This is a genomic window from Acinetobacter sp. GN11, from assembly GCF_054823985.1.
The window spans coordinates 1-15,973 of sequence record NZ_JRVL01000136.1 but is presented as its reverse complement, the minus strand read 5'-3'; the positions used below and the strand labels follow the sequence as shown (position 1 = coordinate 15,973).

Genomic DNA, 15,973 nt, shown 5'->3' with positions numbered 1-15,973 from the left:
AGCTTATTTTTCTTGCCCTTAGTTTTTTTATACTTTTATTTATATTTCCAGTGGGTGGGAAAATTGATATGTATCTCATCCACCCATGGATGGATTCAACAGGTCATTTCTTTGATCGGGACAATTGGTACCTTGTAAGGGTAAACCATGAAATCGTAAAACAAATCATTACTACCGTTTATGTGATCTTTTTATTTCTGTGGATTGCATCTTTCAAAGTAGAAAAACTGAAGCTTTATCGCTGGCAATATGGCTATATGTTTTTTGTCAGCATGATTGGTAGCGGTGTAGTTGGGCTATTAAAATCACAATCCGCTCACGCTTGCCCTTGGAATATGGTTCATCCGACTGCTTTAAGTTATGTATGGGACTTTACCTCTACACATGGTCATTGCTTTCCTGGTGGTCACGCAAGTGCAGGCTTTATTTTAATGACAGGCTTTTTTGTTTATCGCCTTGAGCAACCTAAACGAGCTTATTTTTATCTCATTGCTGGCATTATCTTAGGCTTTCTGATGGGCTGGGGACAAATGATGCGTGGCGCCCATTTCCTTAGCCACAATTTATGGACTGGCTGGGTCGTTTGGGCAGTGAATATCTTATTTTATAAAATTTGTATTCACCGCTTTGAGTTTGAAAAGCGAATCAAACAAGAACTTGTTTAAATCAAGTTCTTGTTTCATGAATATGTAGAGCTTTAGGCAGTTTAACTAAAACAGAGAGTCCGCCAAGCTCTAAGCTTCGATCTAGTGTCAAAGTTCCGCCTAAACGCTGAGTCGCTCGGTCAACAATTGATAAACCTAAACCACTGCCCACTTCAAGGTGGTGGTGTACACGATAAAACCGTTTTAAAACTTTATCATAGTGTTCAGGGTCAATCCCTGCACCGCTATCTTCAATTTGTATACACGCATCGCCATCTGTAGCAGTAAAGACTGAAATATTAATCATTCCTTCATGAGGCGTGTATTTAATTGCATTATCAATTAGGTTAAAAATAATTGAGTGTACTGTTGGCTCAACACTATGCATTTCAATAGGTTCATTGCGGACAAACCCTAGATCAATATCTTTTTGCATAGCTAAATTAACAAGCTGTTCAACACAATTTAAAGCGACATCATTGAGTTGAAAAGTTCTGGTCGGTTCAATCACACTTAAAGAGACATCTTGCTTGGCCAAAGCCAAAAGCTGTGTGACCAAATGCTGAATACGTGCTAACCCTTTACTCAAGTTTTGCAACGCTTCATGCTCAGGAAATTGACTGATTAAAATCTTGGTTTGTAAATTTAAAGCTGTAACAGGAGTTCTAAGTTCATGAGCAGCATCTGCAATAAATTGTTTTTGCTCATTTTGAGCTTTAGAAATACGCTCAAACAGACGGTTCATTTCATCAATAGTTGGCAATAACTCTTGAGGATAGTCTACAACTTCAATGGGTGTTAACTCTTCCGAATCGCGTTCCTTCAGCTCATTTTTAAAGTCATCTATTGGCTTTAGACCTCGACCAATAATTGCAGCTAAAGCAAAAATCGCAAATGGCAAAATAATTAAATACGGAATAAACATACTTCCTGCAAGTTCCCAAGCAAAAGCTTCACGAACTCGTTCTTGTTGACTGACCTGAATCTGGTAATCTTTTAAAGGCAAAACGTAAGTTCTCAATACGCCTTGACTAGTTTTATGCGAGTAAAAACCAGCTTGGGTAACAGGTGCAACCAATAGATGTAACCGATGAGATAAATGAGCCTGATCTTTATAGGCCCAAATATCTAAAAACAAATCTTCTTCATGATAAGTTCTGTGTAAATCGAACTTACTACTTACTGTTCTTAAAGGATACTCAGCTGTTCGTTCAGCTAAATACTGCATTTGAGTATCTAAAATCTCATCAACTTCTTGAAGTGCAACTTTATAGGCACTAAAAATTAATATACAACCTAAGACAACACTGAAAATTGAGGTGCCCCAAATCAGTCGTTTCTTTAATGAATAATGCACTTTTATAAAGTTCCAAAATTGAAGTAAGGATTACCCTAAACGGTAACCCAACCCTCGAATAGTTCGAATAAAGTCTTTTCCAAGTTTAGCTCTCAAGTGATGCACATATACTTCAATCGTATTACTGGTCACCTCACTATCGAAATCATATAACTTATCTTCCAGATTTGCTTTAGAAAAGATTTTGTTTGGATGGCTCATTAAAGGAATAAGAATCGCCCATTCACGGTTCGACAAATCAATCCGTTGGCCTTTAAAGGTTGCAATATGTTGTTCAACATTTAAAACCAAATCGCCATTTTGTAAAAGTTGCTCATGATTCGCAAGCTGAGCCTCTACTCCAGTACGACGCAATAGCGCATGAATACGGGCAAGTAACTCATCGAACTCGTATGGTTTAATTAAGTAATCATCTGCACCGTGGTTTAATCCATCCACGCGGTTTTGCAACTGGTCTCGTGCCGAAATGATTAAAACTGGAGTGACAGCTCTTTGACGGATTTGCTTTAAGACCTGCATGCCATCCATCATCGGCAAACCTAAGTCTAATAAAATGATATCAAACTTATTTTTGGCCAATTGAGCCAGACCATCCAAGCCATTATTGACCCACTCCACCTCAAATTGATGATATTGCAGCAACGTTATTGTTGACTCAGCAATCATAAAATCATCTTCAATCATTAAGATTTTTGTCATGTTCTAGGCTCGCTTTAATTCACATGGGCACAAGAGTGCAACATGTCCAGTTGAGGGTTAATGACCTGAGTTTTCACATCCAGCATACTTAACAAACTTGGGAATAAATTATCTTGGCTTAACTTTTGTTTCGTTTGTTGGTCTAAACAACTCACTTGTGCAAGATTGTGCTGTTTCCAGTTATCAGAGAACCACATAATCATTGGTACATGTGTTTGTTGAGTTGGTGCGATTGAGTAAGGCGCCCCATGCAAATACATACCATGTTCGCCAGTTGATTCACCATGATCAGATAAATACCATAAACCTGTTTGATATTTCGATACTTCTTTTAAATTATTAATCATCTGACTTAATACATGGTCTGTATATATGATTGAATTATCATAGCTATTTATTAATTCGGTTGGAGAACAGCCCTGTATCGCATTAGTATCGCAAGTCGGTTTAAACTTTTGATATTCCGCAGGCGCACGCTTGTAATACGCAGGTCCATGACTACCCATCTGATGCAAGACAATTAAACGTGGACGCGTGTCTTCTTTAGGAATAGTCGCTAAATATTCATTTAAGCTATCAATTAAAATATCATCAAGACATTCGCCATCTTTACACCATTTTTGCTGTAGCTTTTCTGGAATTTGATATTGCTCAACACGATCACATGCGCCTTTACAACCAGAATTATTATCAATCCAAGTCACTTGGTAACCCGCACGCTTTGCAATGTCCAATAGTCCTTCACGATGACTTGCTAATTGTTCATCATAACTAGAACGTGACATGCCAGAGAACATGCATGGAACTGAAACAGCAGTGGCTGTACCACACGAACTTACTTGAGAGAAATTCAAAATATCTTGTTTAGAAAGCTCTGGATTTGTGTTTTTAGCGTATCCATTAAGTGAAAAACTTTCTGCACGCGCAGTTTCACCAACCACAAGTACCATCAGTTTAGGTAAAGTTTTTTGTGTAGGCTGAACTTGATGAGCATCTTCACCATATTTCACAAGAGGAAGATTTTTCTTCGGTGCCTTTTTATGATAATAAGATATCAAAGAAGAAATAGTGTTTTGAGGAGAGATCATACCTTTTAAATCACGATGCTCTCTAAAGATTGCTGCAAAATCAACATAATATGTAAACAGCAAACCGCCTACAAGTGCGAAGGCAATAGCTATAGATAATACTTTCTTAACTAAGAGAGGAACTATTCTTTCTTTTTTGATCTTTACCTGAGTAATCAAGAAAATAGGTAAAACAACAAAGAAAACTGTCCAAAGCCCAAAGCGTAATGAAACTAAATCAGAAACCTCAGATACATCTGTTTGTATCATATTTTGAATCTGATCAGGCGAGATGATTACACCTAACGTATTAACAAAATAAGAGCTAAAACCACCAATGAAGACCAGCAAAATTGCAAAAAACTTGGCCGTCCATTTCCAGTTTAGAATCTGTAAAAGTGCATAATAAGCAGCAATAAGAATAACAACAGTAGCTGCTAAAAATAGAATAGCCTTTACTCCAAAATATGGAGTTAAAAGATGTACTTTGTTATAAAAACCAATATTTAGAATTGCACCTAACCAAATGGCTATAATGAAATTAAACATAAACAGTGAAATCTGTTTATTTTTTAAGGTAGAAAAAAAATTCAGCATCTTGGGGGAACTACAATCTTTTTATGATGCTTTACTGTAGAAATTGAAACTTAAAAATGACTTAAATAAAAAATGATCTAATACATAAATCTTAAAAAATACTTATTTCAAAATTTTTTCTAACAAAAAGACGAGGTTAAATTTAACCTCGTCTTTTTTGATTTTTAACTAAATGCAGATCTTAGAAGCTATATTTAGCCATTAAACCAACACGGTTATCTTTGTAAGACTTACCTTCAAAGGTATCACGCTTACCGTTAACGTACTCTAGACCCAAATCAATTGGTTTAACTGGTGTATAAATCACGTTAAGCCATGCTTGTTGAACTTTTTCATTTCCATCTTTATATGCTTTTGCATAATCAGTACCGTCATCAGCGAATTGAGCACCATAAGCTAGAGTAGAACGTAAGTTAGGTAAAATCTTATAAGTTCCACCTACTTGTACTGCTACAAATTTATTTTGCTCGATATCGCCATTCACGATTGTATAGGCCTTATTACTACCATATAAGTAGTTACTGTTACCTACAACATAAGATGCATCAGCAAAAAGTTTTAAAGGATCAGATACTTTAAAGTCTGTACCAACACCAACACCCCAGCCTGTTTGGTTGTCACTACCAGCTTTTGATTTATAGTTTTCAACTAATGCACGAGCAGAAGCAGAACCTTTACCATCTGCATAGCCTTGAGTGATTTTAGCAGTTAATACTGGCAAACTATATTTGATGCTATCATTTACCCAATTATTATCTTTATCTTTTGCACCAGTAAGACCAGAACTATCACCTCTTTCTGCCGATACAAACAATTGTGTAGCTGGTCCTAACTTGTAGTTATAACGCACTTGCGGAACACGTGTTGTACCACCACCAATGTTGGTCGAGAAATCGATCATTTCTGGTGCATGATTAGCCAAGAAGTTAGATGTTGTTTGACCAAACAACCAGTTGTTATATGTTACATAAGCATGACGAACACGCAATGAGCCATTTGAATCTGTTGTTGAACCAGCAAAGTCGACTTCGAGTTTACCACCAACTTTGGCATCATTTACTGGAGCAGTAAAATCTAAACCAAGGCGTGTCGTTTTAGCTGTCGCACGTAATTTATCATGCGTTTTGCCGTCTGACTTACTAACATCACCGAAGTCGTTATCCGCACCTTCAAGAATATAGTTAGCGTCACCACGAACAAAACCATATAGGTTCACATCAGCGCCAGCTTTAGATTTAAATCCTGCTAACGGCGAAACTGGTGCAGCAACTGGTTGTGCCTTAACTTCAGCTAACTGTACTTGCTGTTGTTGCTGTACTTGCTGCTGTTGTTGCTGCACTTGGCTTTGTTGTTGAATTAAAGCTTTTAAAGCCTCAACTTCTTTACGAAGCTGTTGAATTTCCGCTTTGTCGGAAGTCGCAGCATGTGCCCCACTCATCATTAAAGCTGTAACTGTAAGCGCTAAACTTTTAACAACGAAAGATTTACGATTAAGGAATAGATCCATCAAAAACTCCAAAAATATATTTTATGTTGCCTATCCATGCCAAGTTGATTTACGCCATTAAATTAGGGGGCTAAAAAATCAACTCTCCTCCACTTTGGTTACATTAATTTTATTACCGCAACCAAAACCAATTTCAACGTTATGCAAGACCAAAACCAATAACCAAAGACATAAAAAATATACTTTGACTTACAGATTTTTACCTTAACTTCATGTTGTAACGAATCCTACACAACTCTCTTATCTTATAGAATGATTAAATCGTTATTTCATTATTCTTTTTTAGACTTTAGGCTAATATCCAATCTACTTGAACATTTTTCTACCCATTTTAATTGATTCACATGATTTTTCTTGTTAACGAAATCCATTTTTACTCCAGTTAGCTTCCATTTGCTACCCAAACAAGATGGCACAATTAATTGAGCATTTAAATAGCTAAAAACATACATTTTTAAAAACATAGACAAAGGTAGTAGATAATGACGAGATCACTCCTTAATCGATATTAAATTTCTTTATTTCATTTAGTTAACATTATTTTTCTTGTAGTTTTACATGTTTCCAGAGAGAAATAGGGAGCAAAGTAACAGTGCCAATAATGACAATAGCTATCAAATAATGGAAATAACCGAAAGCATCTCCAAACACACCACTCAAGCTATAAAGCCCCCCACTCACAGTCGCCATGACTGAAACCTGAAAGGTAAAATCTGTACCTGCATATTCTTTTCGACTGTAGAGCATGACTAAGGTCAACATAACCACCAACAACATTGCCGAGAATGCATCCTCTAAAGCATTGACTGTATAAATCGTCCAGACATTGAGTTGAATTTTCTGTTCGTAAGCATAAGCTAAATAGGCATAGGCAGCTAAGCTCATGATTTTAAATACTGAAAAAATAATTAAAGTGGTAGGTCTTGAGAAGTATTTAAGCACTCCACCAGCTATTGCTGCCCCTGCCAGTGCTGCCACTGCACCAAGCATGGTGATATAAACGCCAATTTGAGTAAAACTTAGCCCCATATCGACCATTAAAGGTTTAAGTAATGGCCCAGCTAAACCATCTGCTACTTTAAAAGTAATAAGGATAACTAACCAAGAACGGAGCTCTTTATTTTGAGAGAAATAACTCAAGTAAGCCTTAATCTTTATGACTAAATTTTGCTGACTGGGTTCAAGTTGATGACTTGAATAAGCTACATGTTTTGGCTCTTTAAATAATAAAACGGGTAACGTATTTAAAAACACCAAGGCTGCTAATAACAGGAAAGTGGGTTGCCATGTTAACCAGTCTAAACACCAGAGTACGGCACCTCCCCCGACAATAAAACCAAGTCGGGAACCAATCACCTGAAATGTATTTCCCCAATGTTGCTGGTCATGCTGTAACAAATTGACGGCCAAAGCATCGGTCGCAATATCTTGTGTTGCCCCTGTTAAGTTCATTAAAAGAAGCGAAATAAAAAAAGCAAATAAATAAAGAGGTTGGTCTAAAGCCTGAATAGGGAAAAAAGACAAAATACACAACACAGCTACCGTCAAAAACTGCGTAGGTAAAATCCAACTACGATAGTGCCCTAAACGGGAAAGTGCATGTCGATCAACCCACGGCGCCCAAAATATCTTAATTGACCAAGGCAGCATTAGTAGACCAAAACCACCAATATGAGCGAGTGACACACCTTGTGCCCTTAAAATAACAGGTAAAGCATGGGTCATAAAACCGACAGGTAGCCCTTGTGCCCAATATAAGGAAAATAGCAGAAGATAAAGATTTTGCTGCCGAAACATATATACCTACTTTTTATTTCTTTAATGAGGAATAACATCAAATATCATGTTGTTCTTACATTTTGCCAATGAAGCATATATTTCAAAAGATTAAGATAAAACGAGGACAAGTTAAAATTTAAAAAAATATGGATCAACATTTCCCTAATTTACCTGATTTGGTACCCCAACGTGGCACTGCTTTAAGCCGAGCGCTATTTAAAAAACTTTTTTTAGCGCAAGGTTGGACAATTGAAGGCGAAGTTCCTAATTTTCCAAAAGCAGTGGCGATTATTTCACCCCATACTTCCAATATTGATGGATGGTATGGCTTTCTTGCGATTTTCGGATTAGGTATCCAAATTACAGTATTAGGTAAAGATGCCCTTTTTAAACCACCGTTTAAGCGAGCGTTAGACTGGGCTGGCGTTATTCCTGTTAAACGTAACACAGCCAATGGACTTACTGAACAAGTCGTTGCCACCATTCAAAAATATGAAAAGATCTGGATTGGGATGGCGCCCGAAGGCACACGTAAAAAAGCAAAAAAAATGAAAAGTGGTTTTTACCATATTGCCGCAAAAGCCAATATTCCCATTGTGATGTTTTCTTTTGATTATGACCGCAAGACGATTCACTGCTTAGGTCACTTAGACCCAAGTGGTAACTACGATGAAGATCTCACCAAGATTTTTGAGCGTTATGCAGGAAAAATCTCACCCAAAAATCGCAATTGGCTTGCCGAACCTTTACAAAATCTAGTGAAAAAAACCTAGCAAAAATTGAGCGAATCTGGTCTTATGGCCCTTCTTAATTTATCTCGACATAGATTATTTTTAAAGATGAAAATTGCTCAATTTGCCAGTATTGGATTTATCTCTCTAGCACTCTTTGGCTGTGATAAATTTAGCAAAACACCAACGCCGACTACCTCAATTAAAGCCCGTGAACCTGTAATTGCGCTTGCTTTAGGTGGCGGTGGAGCAAAAGGATTTTCACATATTGGTGTGATCAAGGTTTTAGAGTCTCATGGAATTAAGCCTAAAATTGTAACGGGTACCAGCGCTGGTAGCTTTGTTGGAAGTATCTACGCGAGTGGACAAACACCTTATCAATTACAAAGTCTGGCTCTGAAATTACAAGAGTCTGATATCCGTGATTTAACGCTTAACCGTCAAGGCATTATTCTCGGGCAAAAGTTACAAGACTACGTTAACCGTAATGTTGGCAATAAACCGATTGAGAAGTTCCCAATCCGTTTTGCGGCTGTGGCAACTCGTCTTGATAATGGTCAAAAGGCAGACTTTATTAAAGGCAATGCAGGCCAAGCAGTACGCGCTTCTTGTAGTATTCCAAATGTGTTCGTACCTGCCACAATTGGCAATCAAAAATACATTGATGGCGGATTAGTTAGCCCAATTCCTGTTAAAACAGCTCGCGATATGGGTGCAGACATTGTGATTGCCGTTGATATTTCAGCGCGTCCAGCAGGTAATCGCCCAGCCAATATGTGGGGATTGCTAGATCAAACGATTAATATTATGGGCCAACAAAGTATTAATGAAGAACTCAAGCAAGCCAATGTTGTGATTCAGCCTAAAGTAGGTCATTTAGGTACACTTGACCTCAAATCAAGTAATCAGGCAATTTTGGAAGGTGAAAAAGCTGCTCAAGCTCAAATTCGCCAAATTGAAAGTGCGATTGCAACCTTCAAAAAATCTCCAGCAGCATTTAAGCCCGCGCCACGTTCTAAATTCTAATTGAAGTGGTTTTTTTCTATCCACATTTCCTATCATCTGCTACAGTGGTAAAAGTGATATTAGTCACTTTTACCCATCATAAAGATATATAAAAGAGCAGATCTATGGAGTTTGTTGTACAACCTTGGCACTGGTTTGTATTGGGTATCTTACTTATTCTTTCTGAGCTGATTCTACCTGCCTTTGCCGCACTCTGGTTTGGTATTGCCGCCATTATGGTGTGCATTCTCTATTGGTTATTTCCAGATATTAACCTCACAACACAAATTGTATTGTGGATAATCCTATCAGTGCTATGCACCATTCTTTGGTTCAAATTTATTAAACCCTTATCAATTGATAAAACCAAAGCGGGATTGCCCCGTGAAGCAACGATTGGTCAAGTTGGCATGGTGATTCAAACCGGTCTAGACCATGATCAAATTATTGTTCGCTTTCCAATGCCTATTTTAGGGGCCGATGAGTGGAATTGTCGGAGCACTACTCCTGTTAAAGTAGGCGATCGTGTGAGAGTTATTGACATTTCGGGTAATGACTTAATTGTTCAAACCCACGGTACTTCATAAACATTAAAGATAAAGAGAGGATATTTTCATGCCAGTCGGTACTATTATTGTTTTAGCCTTTTTGGCGTTTGTGGCTATTACCATTTTTAAAGGGGTTCGTATTGTTCCTCAGGGCTACAAATGGATTGTCCAACGTTTAGGTAAATATCACACCACCCTTAATCCGGGGCTTAACTTTGTGATTCCCTATATCGATGACGTGGCTTATAAAATTACCACGAAAGACATTGTGCTAGATATTCCGTCACAAGAAGTGATTACACGTGACAATGCCGTATTGCTTATGAATGCTGTGGCATATATCAATTTAACCACACCAGAAAAAGCAGTTTACGGTATTGAAAACTATACATGGGCGATTCAGAACCTTGTACAAACCTCACTGCGTTCTATTGTAGGTGAAATGGATCTAGATGATGCATTGTCTTCACGGGATCATATTAAGGCTAAGTTAAAAGCTGCTATTTCTGACGATATTTCAGATTGGGGCATTACCTTAAAAACCGTTGAGATTCAAGACATTCAACCGTCTCATACCATGCAAGCTGCCATGGAAGAGCAAGCTGCCGCAGAACGTCAACGTCGTGCGGCTGTTACTAAAGCCGATGGTGAAAAACAGGCTGCTATTTTAAGTGCAGAAGGTCGTTTAGAAGCTTCTCGCCGTGATGCTGAAGCTCAAGTTGTTTTAGCTGAAGCCTCTCAACGTGCGATTGAAATGGTGACCAGTGCAGTTGGCGATAAAGAGATTCCTGTGGCATATCTGTTGGGTGAACAATATGTAAAAGCAATGCAGGATATGGCGAAATCTAATAATGCTAAAACTGTGGTTTTACCTGCGGATGTTTTAAATACAATTCGCGGTATTATGGGAAAACATAACTAATTCAATTACTTCAAATAAGTAATTAAAATCAAGACGGTGACTATCATGTCGCCGTTTTTTTATATTATTGGTTTTTTAATCTTTTCTGATCTTTCAAAGGTAATTTCTTTACGACCAAATCATAAGAATCATGAATTAAATCTTGCAGTAAATCGCTTGTTAAGTTCTTATGCGGTGTAATCGAAATCCAGTGTTTTTTATTCATGTGATAACCCGGAATAATAAATGAATAAAGCTCCTGATATTCCTGACTCTTATACGGATCACACTTCACATTAATCATTTTGACGCCTGCGACTTCCGCCGTCAGCATGAACATTTTCTCTAAAATTTTAAAAACTTCATAGTCTGGACCAAAAGGATGAGTCTGTTGACTAAAGGGAAGATTACGCGCAATTTCAATTGCTTTTTGATGGAGTTGTTCACCATTCATTTTTTTCTCCTTTATTCATTTCGCATGAATAGAAGTTATGAATATTGATTTAATATTATTAGTTCGTACGCGCTAAAAGAAATTGTGAGATATCAACTAATTCTTTTGCATTATCACCAAAATGAGCTAAAGCCTCAAAAGCTTGATCGTGCAATTCTTTGGCATAAATCTGTGCTTGTTCGAGCCCCATTAAAGCTGGGTATGTCGATTTTTGCACTTGCTCATCCTTACCAGCAGTTTTACCCAAAGCTTCGGTACTCGAAGTAATATCCAGAATATCGTCTAATACTTGAAAAGCCAGTCCAATGGTCTGCCCATATTGGCGTAATTTTGGAATTGCTTGATCTGTTCCAGAAAAGATGGTGACTGCCCCCATCATAATTGCAGCCTGAATAAGCGCACCAGTTTTATTGCGGTGGATATTTTCAAGTTCGTCTTGAGCAATTTGCTTAGCTTCAGCTTGTAAATCTAACACCTGTCCACAGACCATTTTAGAGGTGGCTGTTGCTAGAATCTGGATTTGTTTTAATACAATTGCAGCATCGGTACCCTGCCCTTGTTCATCGAACAAACGGCTACCTAAAACCTCAAAAGCCATTGACTGTAAAATATCACCAGCGAGTAAAGCAGTATCTTCACCAAATGCAACATGGCAAGTCGGCTGACCGCGACGCAGTAAATCATTGTCCATACAAGGCAAGTCATCATGAGCCAGTGAATAACAATGAATTAACTCTACAGCAACCGCAGCACGGCGAGCCGCAGCAAAATTTGGATTTGGCTGTAAAGAAGCCGTGGCATAACACAAAGCCGGACGCACACGTTTTCCACCAAGCATAACTGCATGGTGTACTGCACTTTTTAAAGGCTCTGGAATTGAGAACGCGGCCAGTGTCGTCAATAAATCTTGTTGAATACGTTGTTGAGCTTGTTTTAAAACATCCGCATTAACTTGAGAGAGTGATGACACAGCCGCCTCGATAAAATCAGTAGAGAAATTTTATTGAATGTAATGAAGCATTCATGCGCTACATCATACACGATTCACTGTGAAAAGTGGGTGATGAGTTTTTGAAGGCAAACGTAAAAAAGCCTCTACGTAATTGAGAGGCTTTTTTACTTAATAACTTTTAAAAACTGTCACCCGGAACACGTACCCAACCTTCCATTAACACACGTGCACTACGGCTCATAATGGCTTTTTTCACAACCCATTGATCATTAATACGTTCCGCTTGAGCACCAACACGTAATGTTCCAGATGGATGACCAAAACGTACTGCTTCACGTTCGCCCCCACCAGCCGCAAGGTTTACTAATGTTCCAGGAATAGCAGCCGCTGTGCCAATCGCAACCGCTGCTGTGCCCATCATGGCATGGTGCAATTTACCCATCGACAAAGCACGAACCAGTAAATCGACATCACCCTCTGAAACACTCTTACCACTTGAAGCAGTGTAGTTTTTCGGTTTAGAAACAAAAGCAATTTTTGGTGTGTGCTGACGCGCAGCTGCTTCTGAAATATCTTTAATTAGGCCCATCTGTACCGCGCCATATGCACGAATTTTTTCAAAACGTGCCAGTGCAGCTGCATCACTATTAATATGATCTTGTAATTCTGTGCCTTGGTAACCCAAATCTTCTGCATTTAAGAAAATGGTTGGAATTCCGGCATTAATAAATGTCGCTTGAAAACGACCAATATCAGGAACATCTAATTCATCAACAATATTCCCTGTAGGGAACATATCACCGCCTTCTTCACCATCATCGGCAGGATCTAAAAATTCAATTTGAACTTCAGCAGCAGGAAACGTCACCCCATCGAGTTCAAAATCTCCAGTTTCTTGAACTTGACCATTGGTGATAGGTACATGCGCAATAATGGTTTTTTGAATATTTTTTTGCCAGATTCGAACAGTGCATAAACCATTTTCTGGAATACGATCTGCATCAACCAAGCCATTTGAAATCGCAAAAGAGCCAACAGCAGCAGTTAAATTACCGCAGTTACCACTCCAGTCTACAAAAGCCTGATCAATTGAAACCTGACCAAACAAATAATCAACATCATGCTCTGGCTGAGAACTTTTAGCGAGAATAACTGTTTTACTCGTACTCGAAGTGGCTCCTCCCATCCCATCAATTTGTTTTCCATAGGGGTCTGGGCTACCAATGACACGGAGTAAGAGCTGATCTCTTGCTTGTCCTGCAACTTGGGCTTTTTCAGGCAAATCATCAAGCTTGAAAAAGACACCTTTACTGGTTCCACCACGCATATAAGTGGCTGGAATTTTAATTTGCGGTACTGAGCTCATATCAACTGTTATCCTTACTATTATGTTCTTCTATATCAAAACAAGCATTCTTGTTTACCCTTCTCTGCATCTTAAATTGTTTTAAGGCCAAGAGATAGCGATCTGCTTTATACATCAATCGTATTGACGCGAGCATATTTTGAGAATTTAGCAATATGCTTGCAATGACTTAATCTAAGCAAAATCTAAGAAAAAAAGCCTATATTAAATTATATTTTTTAGAGCACTTTTCACTCTATATTGAAATATTAAAAGTAAACCAATGATTTTAAATATATTTTATTATTACTTTTCAGTCACAGCTTATTAATTTGTAGTCTAGGCTAAAATAACTCCATCTATTAGAATAATTTACTTATTCATTGTGAGTGAAGACCTTTGACCAACGAATCTTCTACACTGCAACGAGGACTAAAAAATCGACATATCCAATTAATTGCTATGGGTGGAGCAATTGGTACCGGATTATTTTTAGGCTCGGCGCAAGTGATTCAATCTGCGGGACCATCCATTATTTTAGGATATGCCATTGGCGGCTTAATCGCGTTTTTGATTATGCGTCACTTGGGAGAAATGATTGTTGAAGAACCTGTTGCAGGATCGTTCAGCCATTTTGCTTATAAATATTGGGGGAAATTTCCCGGATTTTTAGCTGGATGGAATTATTGGATACTCTATGTTCTGGTTGCGATGAGTGAACTCACCGCTGTTGCCAAATATATTAATTATTGGTGGCCTCATATTCCAGCGTGGACTTCTGTCTTATTTTTCTTTGTCGTGATTACAGCCGTAAACTTAACCAACGTTAAATTTTATGGTGAATCTGAATTTTGGCTCGCCATTATTAAAGTAACTGCAGTCATCTCTATGATTATCTTTGGCCTTTATTTGTTGTTTACAGCAGATGTGGGTTCAAGCATTTCATTTAGTAACCTGTGGACACATGGTGGATTTTTTCCAAATGGCTTTAGTGGTCTGTTCTATATGTTAGCTTTCTTAATGTTCGCTTTTGGTGGCATTGAGCTAATTGGTATGGCAGCAGCAGAAGCAAAAGATCCGAAAAAAACTATTCCAAAAGCAATCAACCAAGTTGTTTTCCGTATATTGATTTTCTATATCGGTTCACTAACCATTTTGCTTTCATTAGTGCCATGGAACCAGTTAGATCTTGGTGGTCTCGACAAAAGCCCATTCGTCATGATTTTTAGCCAGATGGGAATTGGTTGGGCTGCACACCTTCTTAACTTTATTATTTTAACTGCTGCTTTATCTGTTTATAACAGTGGGATGTTTGCAAACAGCCGCATGTTATACGGTCTAGCTCAACAAGGTAACGCTCCACAAGTTTTCAAAAAAGTAAACAAACAAGGCGTACCTGTTCCTGCCGTATTACTTTCTGCATTATTAATTTTTGGCTGTGTACTGTTGAACTACTTTGTACCCGAAGATGCATTAAGTCACTTAATGTATATCGTCGTTGGTGCATTAGTATTGAACTGGGCAATGATTAGTTTGACTCACCTCAAATTTAGATCAGCAATGAAAGTAAAAGGTGAAAAAACTCACTTCCCTGCACTTTGGGCACCATTTAGTAACTATTTGGTTTTAGGCTTTATTGCAGTTGTTCTCTACATTATGTGGAGCCAAGGATTCAAAGAATCAGTGATGATGATTCCTATCTGGATCGTTCTCATGTTTGTACTATTTAAATTATTGAATTCTAAAAAACAATAATATTATATTTCGTACCTAAACACTAAAAAGCCTCTATTTCGATAGGGGCTTTTTAGTGTTTAATCAGAAAATTACGCGCTGTAAAAAGTAAAATTTCATCGACAATTAAACTAGACGTTATGCATATTTATACTGACGCGAACAGTAGGCTCGTTCAATTTCTGGCGAACGTAATTGTTGATGTTTAGTTTTACGCCCTGCCATACGTTTGCGCCAGAGTTTAAAACTATTGGTTTTCAGGTTGTATCTCATCAAACGAATAACTTCGCTTTCACTTAATCCATATTCTCGCTCAATTGCTTCAAATGGAGTCCGATCTTCCCATGCCATTTCAATAATTCTAGATAAGTCCTGTTCATCAATTTTTTTCATGTTATGCCCTTTTGAATTATACGGTAGCCAGATCTGATTTTTAACGAATAACCTTCTAGAAATAACATTACCTACCCGATTGCTTGCCTTAAACCTTTCGTGTTTTGCTTCAGATCATAGAAAGATCAACATGAATTTTTTGTGATTTTTTAGCTTTATAAAATGTTTTTCTACAAGACATAAGTGTTCAAAACTGTTGAATGGTTCAACTTTATCTTTATTGCCCACTATGGCAAAAGTTTTAATAACTAAAATGTAAA

General features: G+C 37.8%; 16 protein-coding genes. 6 read left to right on the top strand and 10 right to left on the bottom strand.

Annotated features, from left to right (window positions below; translation table 11 throughout):
* Positions 1 to 665: phosphatase PAP2 family protein (locus NL42_RS12435; protein ID WP_461312976.1), on the top strand; the 665-nt coding region annotated here is incomplete at its 5' end.
* A 1-nt stretch (position 666) separates the two neighbouring features.
* Here NL42_RS12435 and NL42_RS12430 read toward each other — a convergent pair.
* From NL42_RS12430 to NL42_RS12405, 6 genes are all read right to left on the bottom strand, one after another.
* Positions 667 to 2,001, bottom strand: coding sequence for an ATP-binding protein (locus NL42_RS12430; RefSeq protein WP_461312975.1), 1,335 nt, complete (start codon positions 1,999 to 2,001; stop codon positions 667 to 669).
* 30 nt (positions 2,002 to 2,031) lie between these two features.
* Positions 2,032 to 2,700 (bottom strand): DNA-binding response regulator PmrA, encoded by a 669-nt coding sequence (locus NL42_RS12425; protein ID WP_005309947.1) that lies wholly within the window; start codon positions 2,698 to 2,700, stop codon positions 2,032 to 2,034.
* A gap of 14 nt (positions 2,701 to 2,714) precedes the next feature.
* On the bottom strand, positions 2,715 to 4,364 hold the full coding sequence (locus NL42_RS12420) for a phosphoethanolamine transferase (RefSeq protein WP_461312974.1): 1,650 nt from the start codon (positions 4,362 to 4,364) through the stop codon (positions 2,715 to 2,717).
* Positions 4,365 to 4,545: 181 nt separating this feature from the next.
* Positions 4,546 to 5,871, bottom strand: a complete 1,326-nt coding sequence (locus tag NL42_RS12415) for a DcaP family trimeric outer membrane transporter (protein WP_461312973.1) — start codon at positions 5,869 to 5,871, stop codon at positions 4,546 to 4,548.
* 272 nt (positions 5,872 to 6,143) lie between these two features.
* Positions 6,144 to 6,335 (bottom strand): hypothetical protein, encoded by a 192-nt coding sequence (locus tag NL42_RS12410; RefSeq protein ID WP_049838038.1) that lies wholly within the window; start codon positions 6,333 to 6,335, stop codon positions 6,144 to 6,146.
* Positions 6,336 to 6,408: 73 nt separating this feature from the next.
* Positions 6,409 to 7,668 (bottom strand): MFS transporter, encoded by a 1,260-nt coding sequence (locus NL42_RS12405; protein ID WP_461312972.1) that lies wholly within the window; start codon positions 7,666 to 7,668, stop codon positions 6,409 to 6,411.
* Between the two features lie 128 nt (positions 7,669 to 7,796).
* On the opposite strand from NL42_RS12405, the gene NL42_RS12400 reads away from it, so the two are divergent.
* From NL42_RS12400 to NL42_RS12385, 4 genes are all read left to right on the top strand, one after another.
* Positions 7,797 to 8,423, top strand: a complete 627-nt coding sequence (locus NL42_RS12400; RefSeq protein ID WP_461312971.1) for a lysophospholipid acyltransferase family protein — start codon at positions 7,797 to 7,799, stop codon at positions 8,421 to 8,423.
* Positions 8,424 to 8,489: 66 nt separating this feature from the next.
* Positions 8,490 to 9,407, top strand: a complete 918-nt coding sequence (locus NL42_RS12395; protein WP_034591625.1) for a patatin-like phospholipase family protein — start codon at positions 8,490 to 8,492, stop codon at positions 9,405 to 9,407.
* A gap of 104 nt (positions 9,408 to 9,511) precedes the next feature.
* Positions 9,512 to 9,973, top strand: a complete 462-nt coding sequence (locus tag NL42_RS12390) for an NfeD family protein (RefSeq protein WP_461312970.1) — start codon at positions 9,512 to 9,514, stop codon at positions 9,971 to 9,973.
* Between the two features lie 28 nt (positions 9,974 to 10,001).
* Complete coding sequence (locus NL42_RS12385) at positions 10,002 to 10,856, top strand: SPFH domain-containing protein (protein WP_151989026.1); 855 nt, start codon at positions 10,002 to 10,004, stop codon at positions 10,854 to 10,856.
* Positions 10,857 to 10,920: 64 nt separating this feature from the next.
* Here the strand turns inward: NL42_RS12385 and NL42_RS12380 are convergent, their stop codons facing one another.
* The 3 genes from NL42_RS12380 to prpF all read right to left on the bottom strand — a co-directional run bounded on the left by NL42_RS12380 (position 10,921) and on the right by prpF (position 13,607).
* The gene (locus NL42_RS12380; protein ID WP_056483301.1) at positions 10,921 to 11,289 is read right to left on the bottom strand and encodes an MmcQ/YjbR family DNA-binding protein; all 369 of its coding nucleotides are present in this window, start codon (positions 11,287 to 11,289) and stop codon (positions 10,921 to 10,923) included.
* Between the two features lie 58 nt (positions 11,290 to 11,347).
* Positions 11,348 to 12,259, bottom strand: a complete 912-nt coding sequence (locus NL42_RS12375; protein WP_016137086.1) for a polyprenyl synthetase family protein — start codon at positions 12,257 to 12,259, stop codon at positions 11,348 to 11,350.
* 160 nt (positions 12,260 to 12,419) lie between these two features.
* On the bottom strand, positions 12,420 to 13,607 hold the full coding sequence (gene prpF, locus NL42_RS12370; protein ID WP_461312969.1) for a 2-methylaconitate cis-trans isomerase PrpF: 1,188 nt from the start codon (positions 13,605 to 13,607) through the stop codon (positions 12,420 to 12,422).
* Between the two features lie 378 nt (positions 13,608 to 13,985).
* Between prpF and NL42_RS12365 the strand changes: the two genes are divergently transcribed.
* The gene (locus tag NL42_RS12365; RefSeq protein ID WP_461312968.1) at positions 13,986 to 15,341 is read left to right on the top strand and encodes an amino acid permease; all 1,356 of its coding nucleotides are present in this window, start codon (positions 13,986 to 13,988) and stop codon (positions 15,339 to 15,341) included.
* Positions 15,342 to 15,458: 117 nt separating this feature from the next.
* Here the strand turns inward: NL42_RS12365 and NL42_RS12360 are convergent, their stop codons facing one another.
* A complete protein-coding gene (locus tag NL42_RS12360; RefSeq protein WP_003655360.1) occupies positions 15,459 to 15,713 on the bottom strand; it encodes a TIGR03643 family protein in 255 nt (84 codons plus the stop codon).
* Positions 15,714 to 15,973: the final 260 nt, after the last annotated feature.

Excerpts from the sequence above, each read along its gene's own strand:
- NL42_RS12400 (WP_461312971.1), top strand. The coding sequence starts at position 7,797 with ATGGATCAACATTTCCCTAATTTACCTGATTTGGTACCCCAACGTGGC.
- NL42_RS12385 (WP_151989026.1), top strand. The coding sequence starts at position 10,002 with ATGCCAGTCGGTACTATTATTGTTTTAGCCTTTTTGGCGTTTGTGGCT.
- NL42_RS12395 (WP_034591625.1), top strand. The coding sequence starts at position 8,490 with ATGAAAATTGCTCAATTTGCCAGTATTGGATTTATCTCTCTAGCACTC.
- NL42_RS12360 (WP_003655360.1), bottom strand. The coding sequence starts at position 15,713 with ATGAAAAAAATTGATGAACAGGACTTATCTAGAATTATTGAAATGGCA.
- NL42_RS12420 (WP_461312974.1), bottom strand. The coding sequence starts at position 4,364 with ATGCTGAATTTTTTTTCTACCTTAAAAAATAAACAGATTTCACTGTTT.
- NL42_RS12425 (WP_005309947.1), bottom strand. The coding sequence starts at position 2,700 with ATGACAAAAATCTTAATGATTGAAGATGATTTTATGATTGCTGAGTCA.
- NL42_RS12410 (WP_049838038.1), bottom strand. The coding sequence starts at position 6,335 with ATGTTTTTAAAAATGTATGTTTTTAGCTATTTAAATGCTCAATTAATT.
- NL42_RS12390 (WP_461312970.1), top strand. The coding sequence starts at position 9,512 with ATGGAGTTTGTTGTACAACCTTGGCACTGGTTTGTATTGGGTATCTTA.
- prpF (WP_461312969.1), bottom strand. The coding sequence starts at position 13,607 with ATGAGCTCAGTACCGCAAATTAAAATTCCAGCCACTTATATGCGTGGT.
- NL42_RS12415 (WP_461312973.1), bottom strand. The coding sequence starts at position 5,871 with ATGGATCTATTCCTTAATCGTAAATCTTTCGTTGTTAAAAGTTTAGCG.
- NL42_RS12380 (WP_056483301.1), bottom strand. The coding sequence starts at position 11,289 with ATGAATGGTGAACAACTCCATCAAAAAGCAATTGAAATTGCGCGTAAT.
- NL42_RS12405 (WP_461312972.1), bottom strand. The coding sequence starts at position 7,668 with ATGTTTCGGCAGCAAAATCTTTATCTTCTGCTATTTTCCTTATATTGG.